Origin of the sequence: Ferrovibrio sp., assembly GCF_025869515.1 — a bacterium.
GTDB lineage: Bacteria > Pseudomonadota > Alphaproteobacteria > Ferrovibrionales > Ferrovibrionaceae > Ferrovibrio.
The window spans coordinates 1-20,536 of sequence record NZ_JAOZVR010000048.1 but is presented as its reverse complement, the minus strand read 5'-3'; the positions used below and the strand labels follow the sequence as shown (position 1 = coordinate 20,536).

General features: G+C 64.6%; 18 protein-coding genes. 7 read left to right on the top strand and 11 right to left on the bottom strand.

The genetic code is table 11. The features are described 5' to 3' along the window. The 3 genes from topA to OJJ21_RS07220 all read right to left on the bottom strand — a co-directional run bounded on the left by topA (nt 1) and on the right by OJJ21_RS07220 (nt 4,675). Nucleotides 1–2,763 carry a type I DNA topoisomerase gene (topA, locus tag OJJ21_RS07230; RefSeq protein ID WP_297684605.1) on the bottom strand — a complete coding sequence of 921 codons (2,763 nt, stop codon included), beginning with the start codon at nt 2,761–2,763 and terminating at the stop codon, nt 1–3. A gap of 166 nt (nt 2,764–2,929) precedes the next feature. After that, nucleotides 2,930–3,430: a PAS domain-containing protein gene (locus OJJ21_RS07225; RefSeq protein WP_297684603.1), complete on the bottom strand. Its 501-nt coding sequence runs from the start codon at nt 3,428–3,430 to the stop codon at nt 2,930–2,932. 108 nt (nt 3,431–3,538) lie between these two features. After that, on the bottom strand, nt 3,539–4,675 hold the full coding sequence (locus OJJ21_RS07220) for a hypothetical protein (protein ID WP_297684601.1): 1,137 nt from the start codon (nt 4,673–4,675) through the stop codon (nt 3,539–3,541). A 205-nt stretch (nt 4,676–4,880) separates the two neighbouring features. Here OJJ21_RS07220 and OJJ21_RS07215 point away from each other — a divergent pair, with 205 nt between their 5' ends. Next, nucleotides 4,881–5,150: a hypothetical protein gene (locus OJJ21_RS07215; RefSeq protein ID WP_297684599.1), complete on the top strand. Its 270-nt coding sequence runs from the start codon at nt 4,881–4,883 to the stop codon at nt 5,148–5,150. A 118-nt stretch (nt 5,151–5,268) separates the two neighbouring features. After that, nucleotides 5,269–6,057 carry an SDR family oxidoreductase gene (locus tag OJJ21_RS07210; protein ID WP_297684597.1) on the top strand — a complete coding sequence of 263 codons (789 nt, stop codon included), beginning with the start codon at nt 5,269–5,271 and terminating at the stop codon, nt 6,055–6,057. A gap of 15 nt (nt 6,058–6,072) precedes the next feature. Here the strand turns inward: OJJ21_RS07210 and OJJ21_RS07205 are convergent, their stop codons facing one another. From OJJ21_RS07205 to phaC, 3 genes are all read right to left on the bottom strand, one after another. After that, nucleotides 6,073–6,552: a YchJ family protein gene (locus OJJ21_RS07205; RefSeq protein WP_297684595.1), complete on the bottom strand. Its 480-nt coding sequence runs from the start codon at nt 6,550–6,552 to the stop codon at nt 6,073–6,075. Nucleotide 6,553: 1 nt separating this feature from the next. After that, complete coding sequence (locus OJJ21_RS07200) at nt 6,554–7,198, bottom strand: muconolactone Delta-isomerase family protein (RefSeq protein WP_297684593.1); 645 nt, start codon at nt 7,196–7,198, stop codon at nt 6,554–6,556. 147 nt (nt 7,199–7,345) lie between these two features. After that, nucleotides 7,346–9,193 (bottom strand): class I poly(R)-hydroxyalkanoic acid synthase, encoded by a 1,848-nt coding sequence (gene phaC, locus OJJ21_RS07195; protein ID WP_297684591.1) that lies wholly within the window; start codon nt 9,191–9,193, stop codon nt 7,346–7,348. A 163-nt stretch (nt 9,194–9,356) separates the two neighbouring features. Between phaC and OJJ21_RS07190 the strand changes: the two genes are divergently transcribed. The 5 genes from OJJ21_RS07190 to recJ all read left to right on the top strand — a co-directional run bounded on the left by OJJ21_RS07190 (nt 9,357) and on the right by recJ (nt 15,813). Continuing rightward, nucleotides 9,357–10,343 (top strand): hypothetical protein, encoded by a 987-nt coding sequence (locus OJJ21_RS07190; RefSeq protein ID WP_297684589.1) that lies wholly within the window; start codon nt 9,357–9,359, stop codon nt 10,341–10,343. Between the two features lie 104 nt (nt 10,344–10,447). After that, nucleotides 10,448–11,668, top strand: coding sequence for an LL-diaminopimelate aminotransferase (locus OJJ21_RS07185; RefSeq protein WP_297684587.1), 1,221 nt, complete (start codon nt 10,448–10,450; stop codon nt 11,666–11,668). Next, nucleotides 11,661–12,980 carry a homoserine dehydrogenase gene (locus OJJ21_RS07180; protein WP_297684585.1) on the top strand — a complete coding sequence of 440 codons (1,320 nt, stop codon included), beginning with the start codon at nt 11,661–11,663 and terminating at the stop codon, nt 12,978–12,980. Before OJJ21_RS07185 ends, OJJ21_RS07180 begins: the two co-directional genes overlap by 8 nt. Nucleotides 12,981–12,988: 8 nt before the next feature. Next, entirely contained in the window at nt 12,989–14,014 is a 1,026-nt protein-coding gene (glpX, locus tag OJJ21_RS07175; protein ID WP_297684583.1) for a class II fructose-bisphosphatase, read from the top strand. Between the two features lie 2 nt (nt 14,015–14,016). After that, nucleotides 14,017–15,813, top strand: a complete 1,797-nt coding sequence (recJ, locus tag OJJ21_RS07170; protein WP_297684581.1) for a single-stranded-DNA-specific exonuclease RecJ — start codon at nt 14,017–14,019, stop codon at nt 15,811–15,813. On the opposite strand, the gene OJJ21_RS07165 is transcribed toward recJ, so the two are convergent. Genes OJJ21_RS07165 through OJJ21_RS07145 form a run of 5 tightly spaced genes read right to left on the bottom strand, consistent with a single transcriptional unit; the run spans nt 15,814 to nt 20,501 of the window. Next, nucleotides 15,814–16,722 (bottom strand): DMT family transporter, encoded by a 909-nt coding sequence (locus OJJ21_RS07165; RefSeq protein ID WP_297684579.1) that lies wholly within the window; start codon nt 16,720–16,722, stop codon nt 15,814–15,816. It abuts the gene before it with no gap. A gap of 18 nt (nt 16,723–16,740) precedes the next feature. Then, nucleotides 16,741–17,220, bottom strand: a complete 480-nt coding sequence (locus tag OJJ21_RS07160; RefSeq protein WP_297684577.1) for a cupin domain-containing protein — start codon at nt 17,218–17,220, stop codon at nt 16,741–16,743. A 34-nt stretch (nt 17,221–17,254) separates the two neighbouring features. Further along, entirely contained in the window at nt 17,255–18,652 is a 1,398-nt protein-coding gene (locus OJJ21_RS07155) for a hypothetical protein (protein ID WP_297684576.1), read from the bottom strand. An 11-nt stretch (nt 18,653–18,663) separates the two neighbouring features. Then, entirely contained in the window at nt 18,664–19,563 is a 900-nt protein-coding gene (locus tag OJJ21_RS07150; protein ID WP_297684574.1) for an ABC transporter permease, read from the bottom strand. Then, on the bottom strand, nt 19,560–20,501 hold the full coding sequence (locus tag OJJ21_RS07145) for an ABC transporter permease (RefSeq protein ID WP_297684572.1): 942 nt from the start codon (nt 20,499–20,501) through the stop codon (nt 19,560–19,562). The genes OJJ21_RS07150 and OJJ21_RS07145 overlap by 4 nt, the downstream gene beginning before the upstream one ends. Between the last annotated feature and the right edge of the window lie 35 nt (nt 20,502–20,536).

Sequence of the window (20,536 nt, the reverse complement as noted above, 5' to 3'; positions counted from 1 at the left end):
TTACGCCGCGGCGGCTTTCTTGGCTGCGGCCTTCTTTTTCGGAGCCGCTTTCTTCGCTGCCTTCTTGGCGACAGGCTTTTCAGCCCCTGACTTTTCAGCCCCTGACTTTTCAGCCTTGGGCGCCGCAGCCTTCTTCGCCTTTGGCGCGCTCTTGGGCGCAGCGGCTTTTTTCTTGCCCTTGCCGCCCTTCTTGGCGCGCGAGGCAATCGCCAGGATCGCCATATCCATGGTCACGGCATCGACCTCGGTGCCGCGCGGGATCGGCGCATTGGTGGCACCGTGCTTGATGTAGGGACCATAGCGGCCGTCGATCACCTGGATCGCCTCGCCGTCATCGGGATGCTTGCCCACTTCGCGCAGCACCTTCAGCTCGGCGCGCTGGCGCGGGCCTTTGCGGCGCGCATCGGCCTCGGCGATCTTCTGGACGGCATGGTTGATGCCGATTTCCAGCGCCTCCATGGCATCCTTCAGCTTGGTATAGGCGCCATCATGCAACAGGTAGGGTCCGAAACGGCCGAGGCCGGCGAGGATTTCCTTGCCGGTATCGGGATGCATGCCGACGACACGCGGCAGCGCCAGTAATTTCAGCGCCATTTCCAGCGTCACGTCTTCCAGTGTCACGCCCTTGGGCAGCGAGGCGCGCTTCGGCTTGGTCTTGGCCTTGCCTTCGCCTTCCGCTTCGCCGAGCTGCACATAGGGGCCGAACGGGCCCTGGCGCAGGGTGATCATCTGGCCGGTGGCCGGATCGGCACCGAGTTCCTGCGGGCCGGAGATGGCGATATCGCCGTGGCCGTTGCCACCGGCGCTCAGCGGCCGGGTGTAGCTGCATTCGGGATAGTCCGAGCAGCCGATGAAGGCGCCGGTACGGCCGGCCTTGATCGCCAGCTGGCCCTTGTTGCAGGCCGGGCAGAGACGGGCATCCTTGCCGTCTTCGCGCGCCGGAAAGAAATGATGCTCCAGCAGCGCGTTGATGGCATCCAGCACTTCGCCGCGCCGCCCCATCTTCTCGTCGATGCGGGTGACGGCATCCTTGACCGACGAGAAGTTCGGCTCCTTCGGATCGTGCTGGCTGAAATCCTGCCAGAAGTCGGTCAGCACCTTCTTCCAGTCGAGATTATGCTCGGCGATCTCGTCGAGCTTTTCTTCCAGCCCGGCGGTGAAGCTGTAGGCGAAATACTGTTCGAAGAAGCAGACCAGGAAGGCATAGGCCAGCCAGCCGGCATCTTCCGGCGTGAAGCGCTTGTTCTCCAGCTTGACGTAAGAGCGGGCCTTCAGGACTTCCAGGATGGCGGCATAGGTGGACGGCCGGCCGATGCCGAGCTCTTCCAGCTTGCGCACCAGGCTGGCTTCCGAATAGCGCGGCGGCGGCTCGGTGAAATGCTGTTCCGGCTTGACGCCTTCTTCCTTCATCGCCTCGCCGACGCTCATCTTCGGCAGGCGGGCGCCTTCCTCATCGTCGGCGGTCTTGTCGTCGACGCCTTCTTCGTAAAGTTTGAGGAAGCCGGGCGACAGCACCACGGTGCCGGTGACGCGGAACATGCCGGTCTTTTTGGCGTCCGCGATATCGACGGTGGTGCGTTCCAGTTCGGCGGATTCCATCTGGCTGGCGAGCGCACGCACCCAGATCAGTTCGTAGAGCTTGAGCTGGACTTCGTCGAGATAGCGCGCGACGGCTTTCGGCCGGCGGCGGAAATCGGTCGGGCGGATTGCCTCATGGGCTTCCTGCGCGTTCTTCTGCTTGGTCTTGTAGACGCGCCAGCTTTCCGGCACCGCTTCGCGGCCGAAATCCTCGGCGATCACGTCGCGGGCGGCCCGGATGGCTTCATCGGCCATGCTGACGCCGTCAGTACGCATATAGCTGATCAGGCCGGTGGTCTCGCCGCCGATGGTGACGCCTTCATACAGGCGCTGGGCAATCTGCATAGTCATCTGCGCCGAGAAACCGAGTTTGCGCGCGGCTTCCTGCTGCAGGGTCGAGGTGGTGAAGGGCGGCGAGGGATGGCGCTTGGCCGGCTTGATCGAGACGTCGGTGACGGCGTAGCTCAGCCCCGCCAGCTTGGCCACGGCAGCCTTGGCCGCCGCCTCATTGTTGATGTCGAACTTGTCGAGTTTCTTGCCGGCCAGCTCGACCAGGCGCGCGGTCACGGTCTGGTTCTGCGGGGTGCGGAAATCGGCGCCGATGGTCCAGTATTCCCGGGCGCGGAAGGCCTCGATCTCGGTCTCGCGCTCGCAGATCAGGCGCAAAGCCACCGACTGCACGCGGCCGGCCGACTTGGCCGACGGCAGCTTGCGCCACAGCACCGGCGAGAGGGTGAAGCCGACCAGGTAATCCAGCGCCCGGCGGGCCTGCTGGGCATTGACCAGGTCCATGTCGATGTCGCGCGGATGCGCCATCGCATCCAGCACGGCGGTCTTGGTGATCTCGTTGAACACCACCCGGCGCACGGTCTTGCTCTTCACGACCTTGCGGTTGTTCAGGGCTTCCAGCACATGCCAGGAGATCGCCTCGCCCTCGCGATCCGGATCGGTCGCCAGGATCAGGGTATCGGCATCCTTGAGCGCGCCGGCGATGGCGCGGATCGATTCCGAACCGCGGCCGGACATCTCATAATGCATCATGAAGTCTTTATCGGGCTCTACCGAGCCATCTTTGGCCGGCAGATCGCGGACATGGCCAAAGGAGGCCAGGACCGTATGGCCTGGGCCGAGATACTTCTCGATGGTCTTTGCCTTCGCCGGGCTCTCGACGACAACGACTTTCATAATGCTCGGTTTTCCAACAAAAATGACACTGACACACTTACCGGTTATGGGCCGGTTCTGGGCGGAGTCCCGAACGGCGCGGCAGGCGGAACATGGGCGATGGAATCCGCCTTGTCAAACCCGACCGGCGCGACATTCCATTAAGATATTGATTTTACGGAATTATTTACGACAGGCGGTCTTCCGGGGCCGGTTCCAGCGGGAAGGCGGCGACCAGCAGCATCTTCACTTCCGGGCCGCCGGCGGTCAGCGGCAGGGCCAGCCGTTCCCAGCTGCGCTCGACCTGCCAGGTGGAACGCTTGTCGCGCGAGGTGTAGTCGAAAGTGGCGGTGTAGCGGCGCGACATCGGGATGCCGCTATGCACCACGGCGTCATATTCGCTGCGCAGCAGGTCGGCCTGCTGGGCCGGCAGCTCGTTGACCCGCTTGCCGGTCATGTCGACCTTGAACTGGTTCACGAAGGTCGAGCCGTAGAGACGGTATAAATAGTCGCCGTCCTCCTTGCGCTCGACCAGCATCAGGTTGCCGAGCCAGGGTTTCATCTCGATCGGGTCGATATCGGCACGGTCGGGCAGGGCGCGGCCAGCACGCTTGCCGGCCCAGTAGGCATACAGGGCCCGGAGCGTCTCCAGCGTCAGTTGCGGCGCGCCTTCCAGCATCAGGCCCATGCGGCTGTTTCACTACCCCCCAATTTACCACTCTTAGTCGCGAAGACCCGGATGCCGACCCAACATCCGGTATGTTTCGCCGCAGGATACCGCAAAAGGCAGGGGTTGTCAGCCGGCGCGACACATGCGCAATACCGGATTTGCTAGGACTATGCGGATCAGATCGGATTGCCGCGTGCTGCCGGTCTTGGCGAAGACATGTTTCAGCTGGGTCTTCACCGTATGCAGGCTGAGCCCGGTCCGCAGGGCGTAGTCGTCAACATGTTCGCCGTCGAGCAGCGCGGCGGTCAGGCGGGCTTCAGCCGGCGTGAGGTGGAATTGTGCGATCAGCGAAGCTTCCGTCGGCGTGATGCGGTCGTCGGGGTTGTTCACGAAGATGATCGCGGCGGCTTTCAGCCGGTCGCTGCCCAGCCGGTCGCCTGGCGCCGGACAGACCAGCAGCGACAGCGGCAGGGCATCGCGTCGCGGCATCACCAGCATACCCGTATGCGACGACCGGCCGGAAAAACCGGCCACAGCCTCCCGAATCGTATGCTGCAGCACAAGGTTGCGGTCTGTGAACTGGGCGCGCAGGTGTCCATGGCTGACGGTGATGCCCTGGCCTTTCTGCAGCAGTCTTTCGGCGACGGTATTGGCGAACAGCAACCGGCCCGCCGCATCGACGACGATGACGCCGAGGCTGAGCGCTTCCAGTGCGGCGAGACTGATCTGCCCCTGGCATTCCAGACCACTCAGTTTGCGGTACATCTGCAGCGCGCGGGTCAGGTGCGGCAGCAGAAGGCCCATCGCCTCGCGGTCGGCAAGATCGTAGTTTTCGCTGCCATAGGCACGATGGATGCCGATACCGGCGATGGCGCTGCTGTCGACGGCCATCATCCCGCCGGTGAGATGGAATATCCCGACATGCTTCAGCCAGTCGGCGTAGTATTCCGAATTAAGCAGCTTGTTGTCGTCGACGATCTGGCTGCCGAGCAGCGGAACACCCACACCGATCTTCATCGCGCCTTCAACATACATATCCGATGCATGGAAATGCGCTTCGTAATCGGCGATTGCCTTGGTGTCATAATTGGCGGTGTTCGTGAGAACGACGGTCTGTCCGGCCGCCAGATCGCGCAGCTGGATGGCGCAGCTGCCGGAATGAAAGGCACGGGCGAGGTCGGCAGCCATGGTACGCCAGCCTTCCGGATTCAGCGCGGCTTCGTACAGGCCTTCCACCAACACAGAGAACTGACGTAACTCCATGCGTCCCCCAAACCGTCTGATGCGGTTCTTTCCTGCCACTGCCATCTAAACACGGCACGCCTGCTGCGTGTACATGAACTTTATGCCCATACCTCGTTCGGGCGATGCGCGGCTGCGTGCGCTCCGGCAGGCTGATCAGGCGGGTCATGCGCCGTCCACGGATGAATGGCGCGGACATAACGATCCATGATGGGGAGACAGCATTATGAAACTCGGTTTACTGATCGGCGCTGCGGCACTCGCACTGACCATGCAGGTGGCGCAGGCAGCGGAAAATCCTGCTGAAGTCGACGCCGTTGTCGCTGCCACCAAGGCGGCCGATCCGAATGTGTGCAAAGGCGGACCGGCTGGCATCACGTCAGCGGTTTCGGCCCAGGTACGGACCCTGGCCATGGCCGGAAAGATCAAGGGCAACCCACAGGCGGTGGGTGCCGAGGCGGGGCAGAAACTCGGCAAGAGCTGCATGGGTGGCTGAGACGGGGAACGCCCGGCCGGCTATGTCTGCCGGGCGTAATCCTGTCGCGAACACTGGCCCGACTGCTACCGGACACGCTAGCCTTGCCTGAGAAAATGGCAGGGAGCGAGTCGTCAGGATGGCCAGTACATCGAACAAAGTAGCCTTGGTCACCGGCGCGGCGCGCGGTCTGGGGCTGGCGGCAGCCACGAAATTCCTCGCTGAGGGCTGGCAGGTCGCCATGCTCGACATTCTGGGCGACACGGTGCGGACGGCGGCAGCATCGCTCGATCGACCGGGTATGACACTGACCCTGGAAGCCGATGTCTCCGATCCGGCTGCCGTGCAGCGGGCCGTGAAACAGGCGAAAGATCATTTCGGCCGCATCGATGCGCTGGTGAACAACGCCGGCATCGCCATCTTCAAGCCGATCCTGGAGGTGACGCTGGACGACTGGCAGCGCGTCATGGCGGTGAACCTGACCGGCCCTTTCCTGATGACCCAGGCGGTGGCGCCGGTCATGCGCGACCAGGGCGGCGGCGCCATCGTCAACATCACCTCGATCTCGGGGCTGCGTGCCTCGACCCTGCGGGTCGCCTATGGCACCAGCAAGGCCGGGCTGGCGCATCTGACCAAGCAGCAGGCGGCCGAACTCGGCCAGTATGGCATCCGGGTGAATGCGGTGGCGCCGGGCCCGGTCGATACCGCCATGGCGCTGGCGGTGCACACGCCGGAAATCCGCGCCGACTATCACGACCATATCCCGCTCAACCGCTACGGGCTGGAGACCGAACTGGCGAATGCGATCTGTTTTCTCTGCGGCGACCAGGCCGGCTATGTCACCGGGCAGGTGCTGTGCGTGGATGGCGGGTTTGATTCAACGGGCATTGGTCTGCCGACATTGCGTGGAGAACGGCGGAATGCGTGAAGTGTAGATTGATTATTAGGTTCGCCCGCAGCAGTGCTTGAACTTCTTGCCTGAGCCGCAGGGGCAGGGTTCGTTGCGGCCGGGCTTTTTCACCGGCTGAACATCGGTATCGCCATCGATATAGACCCAGCCGCCGTCTGTCGCGTCGCGGCGGAAGCGCGAGCGTTCGTGCAATGCGCGGGTCTGCCCTTGCGCCTGGAAGCGGGCGACGAATTCCACGATGCCGGTGCTGTCGTCCGTGCCGCCGGCTTCCGTATCGAGGATCTCCAGCCCGAGCCACTGCGTACTATTCATGCCGGCGCTGACATCGGCCGTATCGAAGCCGGCGCGCTGCTCGGGCGCCAGCGTGCGCGCCAGATGCGCCACATCGCCGCGCGCATAGGCCGTGTAGCGCGAGCGCATCAGCGCCAGCGCGGTGGGCGCCGGTGTGCCGGCCAGGATCGGGCCGCAGCAGGTCTCGAAGGGCTGGCCGGACTGGCAGGGGCAGGGAGCCAAATTACGCTGCCGGTTTCTCGTGCGTCTCGGCGGGCCGCGCGAATTGCGGGAAGTTCGGGTGCAGCGCCAGCGGGATCACGTCCACCTTGGTGAAGCAGGGATAGAGCGGCATCCCGCGCAGGGTGGTTGCCACCGCATCGGCATCGGGCAGGTTCCACAGCACAAAGGTGCCGAGCGCATTGGCGCGGCGCCAGATGCCAACGAGTTGCCGCTTGGCCAGCATCGCCTCGGACTCGCGCCATTCGGCCTGCACCAGTTCCTTGAACTTGTCGCCGGCGCGCAGGTATTCGATCCGCACGTCGCAGAGGAACAGGTTGCTGTCCGGCTTCGGCTTGGTATCCGGCTTCTCATGCTCTCTGGCGCCACGCGCGAATTGCGGAAAGTTCGGATGGCTGATCAGCGGCGTGACCTTCACATCGGTGAACCAGGGATAGAGCGGCATGGCGCGCACCTGGTTGCCCAGCGCCTCGTTGTTCGGCACATCAAGGATGAACATCGTGCCCATGCCATTGGCCTTGCGCCAGATGCCGACAAACTGGCCCTTCGCCAGCAGCCGCTCTTCCTCGTCCCATTCGGCGCGCACCAGCTGCTGCGCCTTGTCGCCCAGCGTGGTGAAATTGAAGGTGACGTCGATAAGAGCGAGCATTGTATTGTCCCTTGTCCTTTAGTTTTGTCATGCCCGGGCTTGACCCGGGCATCCACGCCTTTTCGCCGCAGCGATCAGGAGAACCCTAACACGTGGATGGCCGGGACAAGCCCGGCCATGACACTTGTGGGGCAATGAGATGCTCTCCTAATCCACGATCCGCTTTTTCACATAGCTGCCCGGTGCCGGCTCGATCACCTTCAGCTTGCCGTCGCCGGGCTTGCGTGCCGGCACCTTGTCGCCGGATTTTTCCGACAGCCAGGCATCCCAGTCGTCCCACCAGGAGCCCGGATATTCCCTGGCGCCCTTGATCCAGTCTTCCACATTGGCCGGATTGGTCGCGGTGTCGTTGCGCCAGTGCTGGTATTTCCTGGCATCGGGATGGTTGATCACGCCGGCGATATGGCCGGAGCCGGCCATCAGGAAACGCACCGGCCCGCCATAGAGCTGTGTCGCCTTGTAGACCGACTTGTAAGGCGCGATATGATCGTCCTTGCTGGCCTGCAAATAGACCGGGATTTTGATCTTGCGCAGGTCGAGTTTCTCGCCCGCCAGTTCGAGCTGGCCCGGCTGCGACAGCAGGTTCTTCTGATACATGTTGCGCAGGTAGAAGCCGTGCATCTTGGCCGGCATGCGCGTGCAGTCGGAATTCCAGTACAGCAGGTCGAAGGGGAAAGGTTCCTTGCCCAGCAGGTAGTTGTTCACCACGAAGGACCAGATCAGGTCGTTGGCGCGCAGCATGTTGAAGGTGGTCGCCATCTCGCCGCCGTCGAGATAACCTTTTTCCGACATCAGATTTTCCAGGTATTTCAGCGTGTCCTCGTCGGTGAAGACGCTGAGCTCGCCGGCATCGGCGAAATCCACCTGGGCGGCGAAGAAGGTGACCGCCTTGATGCGTTCGTCCTTCTTCTGCGCCATCCAGGCCAGAGTCGAGGCCATCAGCGTGCCGCCGATACAGTAGCCGATGGCGGTGACCTCGTCCTCGCCGGTGGCTTTTTTCACGGCATCGAGGCCTTCGAGGATGCCTTCGCGCATGTAGCTTTCGAAGGTCTTGTCCACCGTGGTTTCGTCCGGCTGGTTCCAGGAGACGACGAAGACGGTGTAGCCCCTGGCGACCATCCAGCGGATGAAGGAATTCTGCGGCTTGAGATCGAGGATGTAATATTTGTTGATCCAGGGCGGCACGATGAACAGCGGCCGGCGATACACCTGCTTAGTGGTCGGTTCGAACTGCAGCAGCTGCATCAGGTCGTTCTGGTAGATCACCTTGCCCGGCGTCGTGGCGATGGTCTCGCCCACCGTGAAGGCCTTGGCATCCACCATCTTGACGTTGAGCTTGCCCTTGCCGCGCTCGATATCCTCCAGCAGGTTCTTCAGGCCGTTGACCAGGTTTTCGCCGTTGCTGTCCAGCGTGGCACGCACCACTTCGGGATTGGTGAGGGCGAAGTTCGACGGCGACAGGGCATCGACGAATTGCTTGGTGTAGAACTCGGCCTTGCGGGCCACCTTGGGGTCGACCCCTTCGGCGCTCTGCACCGTGGTCTGCACCCAGCGCGCCGTCAGCAGGTAGGACTGCTTGAGGTAGTCGAAAACAGCACTTTCCTGCCAGGCCGGGTCCTTGAAGCGTTTGTCGCCCTTGTCGGGCTGCACCAGCGGGGGGGCCTCCCGGCCCAGGAAACGGTCGGCGGTATTGGCCCACAGCGTGGCGTAATCCTGCCAGAATCTGGTCTGGGCCTCGGCCAGCTTGGCCGGGTCGGCCATCAGCTTGGCGGCGATTTCCATGAAGGCACCGCCGATATTCAGGGGATCGGGGTTCACCGGGGCCGGGAGGGGGCCGGCCGGGGCTGGGCCGGGCTCGGATTGCTGCTTGGCGGCGAACTCGGCCAGCATTTTCTGGCTCTGCTCGGTAATCCGGGCCCAGTTCCGGGCCCAGACCGCCGGATCGGGCAGTTTGACGTCGGTATCCGGTTTGCCACTGTCCGGTTGCTTCGCCATCCGACAGTCCTTATTCTCGGGGCCGTTTCCTCGCCGCGCGATTCCGGTTTTCGGCCGGATTTTCACGCTGCGAATTGAGGTTACGGGATAGGGAATCGCCCTGCAAGGCCGACAAGCCGCCGGCAGGCGATCGGCCGGTTTTTGAGTGTTGAGGGGGTTACGGATGGTTCGGATCGGCAAGAGTTCCGCCAGCGCAATGGCGTCGGGCGGTTTCGGGCTGCGCAGTATGACTGCGGCGGCGCTGCTGGCCGCCATGCTGGGGCTTGGCGGCTGCGGCACCTGGGCCGACCCGACGGAATGGTCTGACCCGACCGGCTTGTTCGGTGGGGAGGATGAGGCGGCGGCGCCGGTGCCGAGCGGCAATATCGCCCGGGACGCCGGGGCCAATGCCGATCGCTTCCCCAATCTGGCCCGGGTCCCGCCGCGTCCGGTGGAAATGTCGGCCAACAGCGAACGCCGCCAGGCCATCGACAATCTGGCCGCCGACCGCACCAATGCCCGCTACACCGATGAGGAGCTGCGCGCCCGCCCGGCCGACAGCAATACGCCGCCGCCGTCGCCGCGCGCGCCGGTCACCCAGTTGCCGAATGCCAATCAGGCGCCGTTGCCGCGCGGCGCCACCGAGCCGCGGGCGGTGGCCCAGTCGGGTCAGGCCACTGCCGGCCAGGCTGCCCCGATGCAGCAGCAGGCCCCGATGCAACAGGCGCCGGCGCAGGGTGCACGCGCCAATATGACCGACACCTACTCTCAGAGCCTGGCGCAGTCCGGGGCCAATGCATTGCCGGCCGGCCTGGCACAGCCGCAGGGCACGGGCTACAGCCCGGTCGCACTGCCCGGTGCGCAGCAGCTGCTGGCCATCGTGCGGTTTGGCAATGGCGCCAGCGGTCTTGGCAATGACGACAAGGCGCTGATCAAGAAAGTGGCCGAGTATTACAAAGGCGTGGGCAACAAGGGCAATCTGAAGGTTGTCACCTATGCCGGCCCGGCTGCCACCGGCCTGGCGCAGCGCCGGACCGACAATGTCACGGCCGAACTGCGCAAGCATGGTGCGGCGCAGATTGCCGCGACGACCGCCGCGCCACCGGCCGCCTATGCCGCCGGCGCTACCGATGACTATAGCCGCCGGGTTGAAATCTATCTCGTGAACTAAACGGATTTCAGCAGAACGGCGGCGGAGGCGCGGGGCGAAAAGCTGCCGCGCTTTCGCGTAACTGAGGCCCTGTTTTCTTTTTCATTCGTACTGGACCAAAGACCATGGATACCGAGTTCTACCGCATCAAGCGCCTGCCGCCCTACGTGTTCGAGGAAGTGAACCGTATGAAGGCCGCGGCGCGAGCTCGCGGTGAGGACATCATCGATTTCGGCATGGGCAACCCGGATAATGCGACCCCGCCGCATATCGTCGCCAAGCTGGTGGAGGCGGCGCAGAATCCGAAGGCCCACCGCTACTCCTCCAGCCGCGGCGTGCCGGGCCTGCGCAAGGCGCTGTCGAATTATTACGGCCGCCGCTTCGGCGTCGAGCTCGACCCGGAGAAAGAAGCGATCGTCACGCTCGGCTCGAAGGAAGGCCTTGCCAACCTGGCCATGGCGATCTCCGCGCCGGGCGACACCGTGCTGGTGCCGAACCCGAGCTATCCGATGCATGCCTTTGGCTTCATCATTGCCGGCGCCAATGTGCGCAGCGTGCAGATCGGCCCGGGCATCGACTTTTTCGCCGGTCTGGATCGCGCCTATCAGCACAGCATCCCGAAGCCGATCGCGCTGATCGTCAGCTTTCCGGCCAACCCGACCGCGATGACGGTTGATCTGTCCTTCTACGAGGCCGTGGTCGATTTCGCCAGGAAGCGCGGCATGTGGGTGATCTCCGACCTGGCCTATTCGGAAATCTATTTCGACGGCAATCCGCCGCCCTCGATCCTGCAGGTGAAGGGTGCCAGGGATATCGCCATCGAATTCACCTCGCTGTCCAAGACCTACAACATGCCGGGCTGGCGCATCGGTTTCGGTGCCGGAAATTCCACCCTGATCGGCGCACTGGCGCGCATGAAATCGTATCTGGATTACGGTGCCTTCACGCCGATCCAGGTTGCCGCCACCGCGGCGCTGAACGGCCCGCAGGACTGCGTCGAGGAAATCCGCCAGACCTACAAGTCGCGCCGCGACGTGCTGGTGAAAGGCCTGAATGCCGCCGGCTGGGACATCCCGATGCCGAATGCGTCGATGTTCTGCTGGGCGCCGATCCCGCAGCGTTATGCCCATCTCGGCTCGGTGGAATTCTCCAAGCTGCTGCTGCGCGAGGCCGAGGTGGCCGTGGCGCCGGGCATCGGCTTTGGCGAGCATGGCGACAATTTCGTGCGCCTTGCTTTCGTCGAGAACGAGCATCGCACCCGGCAGGCGGTGAAGAACATCAAGAAACTGCTCGCGTCGCCATCCAATCTCTCCGATCAGGCTGATAAGGCAGTTGCCCATGGTTAAGGCTTATGTGAAATCCGCGCCGCCGCTGAAAGTGGGTATCGCGGGTCTGGGCGTGGTCGGCGCCGGCGTGGTGCGCCTGCTGGACCAGCAGGCCGGCATGCTGGCGGCCCGCGCCGGCCGGCCGATCAAGGTGGTGGCGGTGTCGGCGCGCGACAAGCGCAAGAAACGCGACATGCCGAAGGGCAGCTGGCGCTGGTATGCCGATGCGCTCGATCTGGTCGGCGACCCCGAGGTGGACGTGGTGGTCGAGCTGATCGGCGGTTCCGAGGGCAAGGCGCGGGCGCTGGTCGAGGCGGCGCTGAAGGCCGGCAAGGGCGTGGTCACCGCCAACAAGGCGCTGCTCGCCATGCATGGTGCGAAGCTTGCCGCGATGGCCGAAGCGAAAGATGCGCCGCTCGCCTTCGAGGCGGCGGTGGCCGGCGGCATCCCGATCCTCAAGGCCCTGCGCGAGGGCCTGGTCGGCAACCGTATCCAGCGCATCACCGGCATCCTGAATGGAACCTGCAATTACATCCTCACCGAAATGCGCCAGACCGGCCGCGATTTCGGCGTGGTGCTGAAGGAAGCCCAGCAGCTCGGCTATGCCGAGGCCGATCCCAGCTTCGACGTCGATGGTATCGATGCGGCGCACAAGCTGGCGGTGCTGACCTCGCTGGCCTTCAATACCCAGGTCGATTTCAAGGCCGTGCATGTCGAGGGCATCCGCCATGTCTCGGCGGTCGATATCGCCTTCGCCAGGGAATTCGGCTACCGCATCAAGCTGCTGGCGATTGCCCGCCGGACGCCGCGCGGCATCGAGCAGCGCGTGCATCCCTGCATGGTGCCGGCCGATACGCCGATCGCCCATGTCGACGGCGTGTTCAATGCCGTGGCCGCCGAAGGCGATTATGTCGGCCGCATGATGTTCGAGGGCCGCGGCGCCGGCAGCAACCCGACCGCATCTGCCGTAGTGGCTGATCTGGCCGATCTGGCCGCCGGCCGTCGCCTGCATGCCTTCGGCGTGCCGGCGGTGAAGCTGCAGCCGCTCAAGGCCGCCCCGATGGCCGATCATGTCGGTCGCTATTACATCCGCCTGATCGTGCGCGACCAGCCGGGCGTGCTGGCCGATGTCTCCGCCGTGCTGCGCGATGAAAAGATTTCCATCGAAAGCCTGGTGCAGCGCGGCCGTTCGGAAGCCGAGAACCAGCCGGTCGCCGTCATGCTGATCAGCCACGAGGCGCGCGAGGCCGATATGGCCCGGGCAATGAAAAAGATCGGCAAGCTGCGTTCGGTGCTGCAGGCGCCGGCGCTGATCCGCATCGAACCGCTCTGAGGCAGATCATGGCGCCAGGCAAGACAGTGAGCGCGAAAAAGGCCAAGCCGGAAAAGACGGCGGTTGTGGCTGACAGCCTCTCGGTCGAACGCAATCTGACTCTTGAAGTCGTGCGCGTGACCGAGGCGGCTGCCATCGCGGCAGCCAGGCTGACCGGCCTGGGCGACGAAATGGCGGCGGACCAGGCCGCTGTCGACGCCATGCGCACGGCGCTCAACGACCTCAATATCGACGGCACCATCGTGATCGGCGAGGGCGAGCGCGACGAAGCGCCGATGCTCTATATCGGCGAGAAGGTCGGCACCGGGAAGGGGCCGCGCATCGATATCGCGCTCGACCCGCTCGAAGGCACCTCGATCACCGCCAAGGGCGGCAGCAACGCGCTCACCGTGATCGCCTTCGCCAATGCCGGCTGCTTCCTCAATGCGCCGGATGTCTACATGGACAAGATCGCGGTCGGCGGCGGACTGCCCGAGGGCGTCGTCGATCTCGATATGCCGCCGGCGGACAATCTCAGGCGTCTGGCCGCCGCCAAGGGCATCGCGATCTCGGAGCTCACGGCCTGCATCCTCGACCGGCCGCGCCATATGGATCTGATCAACCAGGTGCGCGCCACCGGCGCCCGCATCGCGCTGATTTCCGATGGCGACGTGGCCGGCATCATCGCCACCACCGATCCCGCCACCGGCGTCGATATCTATATGGGCTCGGGCGGCGCTCCCGAAGGCGTGCTGGCGGCCGCCGCGCTGCGCTGCATCGGCGGCCAGATGCAGGCCCGGCTGCTGTTCCGCAATGAGGACGAGCGCAGCCGCGCCCGCCGGCTCGGCATCGAGAAATTCGACCGTAAATACAGCCTGGCCGATCTTGCCTCGGGCGATGTGATCTTCGCCGCCACCGGCGTCACCGACGGCTCGCTGCTGCATGGTGTCAAGCGGGTGCCCGGCGGCTTCATGGTCAATTCGATCGTCATGCGCTCGCAGACCGGCACGATCCGCCGCATCGCGGCTGTTATCCGTCCTCCACACCAGAGTTGAACATGCTGACCGATTCCGCGCCTGCGTTTCTGGGCGTGACCCGTTCGATCGGCGGGCGGCGCTGGCGTCTGCGCAACACCGATGACCGTCTGGCGCTGGCGCTGGCGCAGCAGGCCGGGCTGCCGGAAATCCTCGGCCGCGTGCTGGCCGGCCGCGGCATCGGCCTCGACGACCTGGAAGACCATCTCAATCCGTCGCTGCGGCGCCTGCTGCCCGATCCCTCGCGTTTCCGCGACATGGATGCGGCGGCAGAACGTCTGGCTCATGCTATCGTGAAGGGCGAGAGCGTCGCCGTCTTCGGTGACTACGATGTCGACGGCGCCACCTCGACGGCGCTGCTCAGCCGCTTCTTCACAGCGGTCGGCCGCGATCTGCGCGTCTATATCCCGGACCGGTTGAAGGAAGGCTATGGCCCCAATGCGCCGGCGCTGCGCCGGCTGGCGCAGGACGGCGTGAAAGTGGTGGTGACGGTCGATTGCGGCACGCTGGCTTTTGCGCCGCTGGAAGAAGCGGCCAGCGTTGGCCTGGACGTGATCGTCGCCGATCATCATCTCGCCGAGCCGGAACTGCCCAGGGCGCTCGCGGTGGTCAATCCCAACCGCCTGGACGAAACGCCCGGCTTCGGCCAGCTTGCGGCGGTCGGTGTCACCTTCCTGCTGATCGTGGCGATCAACCGTCGCCTGCGCGCCATGGGGTATTATTCGAGCGAGCGGCCGGAACCGAACCTGATGGGCTGGCTCGATCTGGTGGCGCTGGGCACCGTCTGCGACGTGGTGCCGCTCACCGGCCTGAACCGCGCGCTGGTCGGGCAGGGGCTGAAGATTCTGCGCGGCCGCAGCAATGTCGGCATGGCGGCGCTGGCCGATATCGCCGGCGTGGCCGAGCCGCCCGGCGCCTATCACCTGGGTTTCCTGCTCGGACCGCGCGTCAATGCCGGCGGCCGCGTCGGCCAGGCGGATCTCGGCACCCGGCTGCTCTCCACTGACGATGCGCGGCTGGCCCAGCAGATCGCCATCGAGCTGGACCGCTACAACCGCGAGCGCCAGGAGATCGAGGCCGGCGTGCTGCTGGAGGCCATGCAGGAGCTGGAGCATGTGCCCGATACCGCCGCGCTGGCGCTGGTGGCGCGGCAGGGCTGGCATCCCGGCGTGATCGGCATTGTCGCCGCCCGCGTGCGCGAGGCCGCCGGCCGTCCCAGCTTTGTCATCGCGCTGGATGAGAACGGGATCGGCAAAGGCTCGGGCCGTTCGATCCCCGGCGTCGATCTCGGCGCCGCCGTGGTGGCGGCCGGGCAGGCCGGCCTGCTGGTCAATGGCGGCGGCCATGCCATGGCGGCCGGCCTGACGGTGGAAACCGCCAAGCTGAACGAGCTGAAGGCCTTCCTCAACGAACGGCTGGCAGTTGCAGTGGCAAAGGCCGGCGCTTCGGCCTCGATGGGTTTCGATGGCGCGCTCGGCATCGGTGGCGCCAACGCCGAGCTTTGCGACAAGCTGGAGCTGCTCGGTCCCTACGGCTCAGGCAACCCGGAACCGCGTTTCGCACTCGCCGGCGCCCACGTCGTGCAGGCCGATGTGGTGGGCGAGAAGCATGTGCGCTGCCTGATCACTGCGGGCGATGGCAGCGGGCCGCGGCTGGCTGCGATTGCCTTCCGCTCGGTCGAGGCCGATCTTGGCCCGGCGCTGATGCAGGCGCGCCAGACCGGTTCGGCACTGCATATCGGCGGCCATCTGCGCACCAATCACTGGCGCGGCGAAAAGCGCGTGCAGTTCGTGCTGGAAGACGCCGCGCAGCCGGGCTGATCAGGGCTGCGGTTCGACCGGCGGCATGGCTCTGCCGCGCACGCGTTCGCGATGCACCACATACAGGCCGCTGGCGACGATCAGTATGATTCCGGCGGTTGCCAGGCTGTTGGGCACGTCACCCCAGACCAGATAGCCGATCAGTAGCGCCCAGAGCAGGCCGGTATAGCGCAGCGGCACGATCACCGGCACCTCGGCATGGCGGAAGGCATCGACGGCGAGCTGATAGCCGGCCGCGATGAACAGCGCCGCCAGCGCCAGGAAGCCGAGATCGCCCCAGGCCATCGCCACCCAGCCCTCGACCAGGGCGAAGGCCAGCGCCACAGCAGCCATCATGCCGACATTGGTCAGCGTCACCATGATCGAAGGGATTGCCGCATCGATGCGTCGCGTCACCAGATCGCGCAGCACGATGCAGGTGACGGCGCCGACGCCGAGGATCGAATAGGCGTTGAAATTGCTCGCCTGGGGCTGCACCACCAGCAGCACGCCGAAAAACCCGGCGACAATGGCGCTCCAGCGGCGCCAGCCGACCGGTTCGTGCAGCACCACCGCCACCACGGCGGTCATCATCAGCGGCGAGGCCATGTTGATCGCGGTCATATTGGCGATCGGCATATGGAACAGGGCAACCATATAGGCATAGCTGCCGAGCAGGTCGATCCCGCTGCGGGCGACGACCCGCCGGTCCAGCAGCGCGGCGATCCGGCGCGTGGCGCCCAGCAGATGGGCGATGGCGAGGATGATGACGGTGGCGATCAGGCCGCGCACGGCAAGGATCTGGCTCGCCGGCACATCGCCGTAGACCAGCTTGCACAGCGCCTCGTTGATGACGAAGAGGAAGACGGCCAGCGAAAAGGAAATGATGCCGCGGCGGTTGCCGGTGCCGAACAGCCGGTTATAGAGCATGAATGCCGGGGCCGGCTGTCATGTCTTGGGTGCGGCGTGGATCGGATCGACCCAGAGCACGTTTTCCGGCTTCTCGACCGGCTCGATGTCGAGATTCACCACCACCGGATCCTGGCCCGAACGCACCAGCACGCATTCCAGTGTCTCGTCGCTGCTGGCATTGATTTCCTGGTGCGGCACATAGGGCGGCACGAAGATGAAATCGCCCGGCCCGGCTTCAGCCACGAATTCCAGGGCGTTGCCCCAGCGCATGCGCGCCTTGCCCTTCACCACGTAGATCACGCTTTCCAGGTCGCCATGGTGATGCGCGCCGGTCTTGGCACTGGCGTGGATATGCACGGTGCCGGCCCAGATTTTCTGCGCGCCGGCGCGGGCGAAATTGATCGCGGTGGCGCGGTTCATACCGCTCGTCTGCCCCGCCGTAGTCGGGTCCAGCTGGTCGCCCGGAATCACCCGCACGCCGTCATGTTTCCAGTCGGTGTGGTGGTGGTCGGTCATGGGGACGCTCCTGACGCGTGTGACGGACGGTTGATCAATACAGAGGCTGACTAGATGGCCGGTAAAATCTTTTTAGGCCAAACCAGACCAGCATGCCAGCACCGATGGCAAGGGCGGGCCAGAACCCAACCGTATAGCGCGGGATGCTGACCCCCATGGCCGCCGTCATGACCAGTGCGCCATGCGCCACTATCCCGGCCAGCCCTGCCGTTGCCAGGCCGGCATCGAAGCGACCGCGCAAGGCGGCATAGACCGCGGCACCGCCCGCCGCGGCCAGGCCCGCCGCAACCATCCACAGCAGCGCGATGACTAGACGTGTGAAAGGCAGGGTATCACCGGGTCGCATTTGATCGAGTATTTCCGGAATGTATGGAATCGGTTGGTTCTGTTCCAGATAGACGCGGAACGCCTGCTTCTCGGCACCCGTTGCAGCCCAGAGCGTCCACAGGCAAAGCCAGTGCTGCCACACATTCTCCATGTAGCTCGTTGGGGCGGTAAGCATGCGCGCGATGGCGGCATCCTTGAGGGCCTGCGTGCCACCGGCAGCCTGTGCCGTTGCTCGTTCGGTGAGAGCAAAACGATATTGGATATACGGCTCATATCCATCGATCAGCCTGCATGTTGCCGGCAGGTTGGGAGATTCCGCGATCAGCTGGCGCACCTTGGCCAGATCGGTCTCCAGCGCCCGGTCGAGGGCGCGCCGCGTTTCGGGCGCGGCCGCGATGATGGCGTCGGCATCCGGCACTGACACCATGCCGCCCTTGGCCAGCAGAACGATGGGCAGCAGGCTCTGACGGTCCGGGCCGTTATGGGCGCGGTAATAGGTCGCCTCCAGTGCCAGCACCGCCAGGCACGGCATCGCGGCGAAGAGGCAGCGCCGCCCGAGGCCATCCGAACGCAGCATGAATGGCAACACTGCAAGCGCTGGCAGCAAGGCCAGTCCGGTTGGCCTGATTGTCACGGCAATGCCGGCCAGAAGGCTGGCGCAGATCAGGGGGGTGATATGGCGGCCATGCAAGGCGCTGAAAGAGGCAGCGAAGAAAAGCACGGAGACGGTAAGGAACAGCGACTCTGTCGTAATGGTAAAATGGAAGGCATTTGCCAGGGGATTCCCGAGTAAGACGATCTCGGCCAGAAGCGCCGGAAGGATTGCGCCATAGGCTCGCCAGAAAACATAGGCGAATGCACAGCAGGCGAAGCCGTAGAGCGCCAATTGTATCGGGATATAGCCTGACAGATCGCTGACGAAAGGCTTCAGCAGGGCCAGGAAGAATGGGTATCCACCGGTGCGGATACTGGAGAAGGTCAGGTAGCCTTCCGAGTCCGTCTGGAGCAGCGGTTCCTGGATCGGAAAGCGGTTCGCAAGGGCCAGGAAGGCCAGAAGCGGCAACAACAGGAAAAGGAGTGCGGCATATGGACGAGTCGTCGACATACCATACTGTCTCACTCCCGATGTCGCGGGTCGAGCGCATCGCGCAGACCATCGCCCAGCAGGTTGAAGGACAGTACGACGATGAAGATCGACAGGCCGGGATAGACCGCCATCCAGGGGGCCTGGGTCAGGTAATCCTTGGCCGAATTCAGCATGCTGCCCCAGCTCGGTTCCGGTGGCTGCTGGCCCAGCCCGAGGAAGGAGAGGCTGGCTTCGGCGATGATGGCCGAGGCGATGGTGAGCGTGGCCTGCACCATCAGCGCCGGCCAGATATTGGGCAGGATGTGGCGGAAGGCAATGCGCAGCGGCGAATTGCCGACCGCACGTGCGGCCTCGACATAGTCTTCCATCTTGACCGACTGCACCTGGGCCCGTGTAAGGCGCACGAAGATGGGGGCAGCGGCGATGCCGATGGCGATCATTGCATTGGTCAGGCTGGGGCCGAGAAACGCCGCCATGGCAATGGCGAGAATCAGGAAGGGCACGGCCAGCATGGCATCGGTGAATCGCATGATCACCCCATCCACAAGTCCTCCGGCATATCCAGACAGAAGCCCGACCGGAATGCCGATCAGCAGGGCGAGAATGACGGAGACGACCCCGGCAAACAGCGATGCCCTGGCGCCGTGGATCACGCGCGACAGCACGTCGCGGCCCAGTTCGTCGCCGCCGAAGGGATGCTCCAGCGTCGGTTCGCCGCGCAAGGCGCTCCAGTCGGCTTCAACGGGACTGTAGGGGGCAACGAAATCGGCCAGCAGCGCGAAGCAGATGAAGGTCAGCACCACGGCCAGCCCGACCACGGCGCCCTTGCGCCTGAGCAGGCGGCGGAAGGCGCGTCGTGCCGGACTTTCCTCGGTCTTGGGCATGGCAGCAGCAGCAGCCGGCACGACGCCGGATTCAACAGCGGTCATGCGCGCAGCCTCGGATTGACCAGGAAATAGGCGATATCGGCCAGCAGGTTCAGCAGGATATAGGCAGTGGCCGTGCACAGCACGACGCCCTGAACGACCGCATAGTCGCGGTTGAACACCGCATCGACGATCAGTTTGCCGAAACCGGGGATGGAGAAAATCTGCTCGGTCAGCACCGCGCCCGACAGCAGCTGGCCGAATTCCAGCGCGCCCAGCGTGATCACCGGTACGGCGGCATTGCGGAAGGCATGTTTGCCGATCACCACGCGCTCATACAGGCCCTTGGCGCGTGCGGTGCGGATGTAATCGCTGGCCAGAACCTGCAGCATGGCGCTGCGGGTGTGGCGCATGAAGACGGCGGCGATGCCGGTGCCCAGCACGAAGGCCGGCATGATCATCGCCTGCAGGTTGGCCCAGAGGTCTTCGGTCGGCGGGACGTAGCCCGATGCCGGCAGCCAGCCGAGCTCGACCGAGAAAAACAGGATCATCATGATGCCGAGCCAGAAATTCGGCGTCGACAGGCCCCACAGGCCGATGACATTGGCGACGTAATCCGGCCAGCGGCCGTTGTGCAGTGCTGAAATGACACCCGCGGGCAAACCGATGGCAAGCGCCACCAGCATCGACAGGACCGCCAGTTCGATGGTGACCGGCAGCTTTTCCAGCAGCAGCTGCGACACCGGCAGCTGGATGCGGATCGATTCGCCGAAATCGCCATGCAGGATGCCGCCGATCCACAGGCCGTACTGCACCCAGATTGGCTTGTCGAGATTGTACTTGGCCCGCACCTCGGCAATCGCCTGGGGATCGCGTTCCTCGCCGGCCATGGCGATGGCGGGATCGCCGGGCAGCAGTTGCTGCAGCCCGAAGATGATGATCGACACGAACACCAGTGTCGGCAGCAGGATGGCGAGGCGCCGAAGCAGGAAACGGGTCATGGTGAATCACATGGGAAAAGGGGCTGCGGGATGGT

Excerpts from the sequence above, each read along its gene's own strand:
- topA (WP_297684605.1), bottom strand. The coding sequence starts at position 2,763 with ATGAAAGTCGTTGTCGTCGAGAGCCCGGCGAAGGCAAAGACCATCGAG.
- OJJ21_RS07225 (WP_297684603.1), bottom strand. The coding sequence starts at position 3,430 with ATGGGCCTGATGCTGGAAGGCGCGCCGCAACTGACGCTGGAGACGCTC.
- OJJ21_RS07220 (WP_297684601.1), bottom strand. The coding sequence starts at position 4,675 with ATGGAGTTACGTCAGTTCTCTGTGTTGGTGGAAGGCCTGTACGAAGCC.
- OJJ21_RS07215 (WP_297684599.1), top strand. The coding sequence starts at position 4,881 with ATGAAACTCGGTTTACTGATCGGCGCTGCGGCACTCGCACTGACCATG.
- OJJ21_RS07210 (WP_297684597.1), top strand. The coding sequence starts at position 5,269 with ATGGCCAGTACATCGAACAAAGTAGCCTTGGTCACCGGCGCGGCGCGC.
- OJJ21_RS07200 (WP_297684593.1), bottom strand. The coding sequence starts at position 7,198 with ATGCTCGCTCTTATCGACGTCACCTTCAATTTCACCACGCTGGGCGAC.
- phaC (WP_297684591.1), bottom strand. The coding sequence starts at position 9,193 with ATGGCGAAGCAACCGGACAGTGGCAAACCGGATACCGACGTCAAACTG.
- OJJ21_RS07190 (WP_297684589.1), top strand. The coding sequence starts at position 9,357 with ATGGTTCGGATCGGCAAGAGTTCCGCCAGCGCAATGGCGTCGGGCGGT.
- OJJ21_RS07185 (WP_297684587.1), top strand. The coding sequence starts at position 10,448 with ATGGATACCGAGTTCTACCGCATCAAGCGCCTGCCGCCCTACGTGTTC.
- OJJ21_RS07180 (WP_297684585.1), top strand. The coding sequence starts at position 11,661 with ATGGTTAAGGCTTATGTGAAATCCGCGCCGCCGCTGAAAGTGGGTATC.
- glpX (WP_297684583.1), top strand. The coding sequence starts at position 12,989 with ATGGCGCCAGGCAAGACAGTGAGCGCGAAAAAGGCCAAGCCGGAAAAG.
- recJ (WP_297684581.1), top strand. The coding sequence starts at position 14,017 with ATGCTGACCGATTCCGCGCCTGCGTTTCTGGGCGTGACCCGTTCGATC.
- OJJ21_RS07165 (WP_297684579.1), bottom strand. The coding sequence starts at position 16,722 with ATGCTCTATAACCGGCTGTTCGGCACCGGCAACCGCCGCGGCATCATT.
- OJJ21_RS07160 (WP_297684577.1), bottom strand. The coding sequence starts at position 17,220 with ATGACCGACCACCACCACACCGACTGGAAACATGACGGCGTGCGGGTG.
- OJJ21_RS07155 (WP_297684576.1), bottom strand. The coding sequence starts at position 18,652 with ATGTCGACGACTCGTCCATATGCCGCACTCCTTTTCCTGTTGTTGCCG.
- OJJ21_RS07150 (WP_297684574.1), bottom strand. The coding sequence starts at position 19,563 with ATGACCGCTGTTGAATCCGGCGTCGTGCCGGCTGCTGCTGCTGCCATG.
- OJJ21_RS07145 (WP_297684572.1), bottom strand. The coding sequence starts at position 20,501 with ATGACCCGTTTCCTGCTTCGGCGCCTCGCCATCCTGCTGCCGACACTG.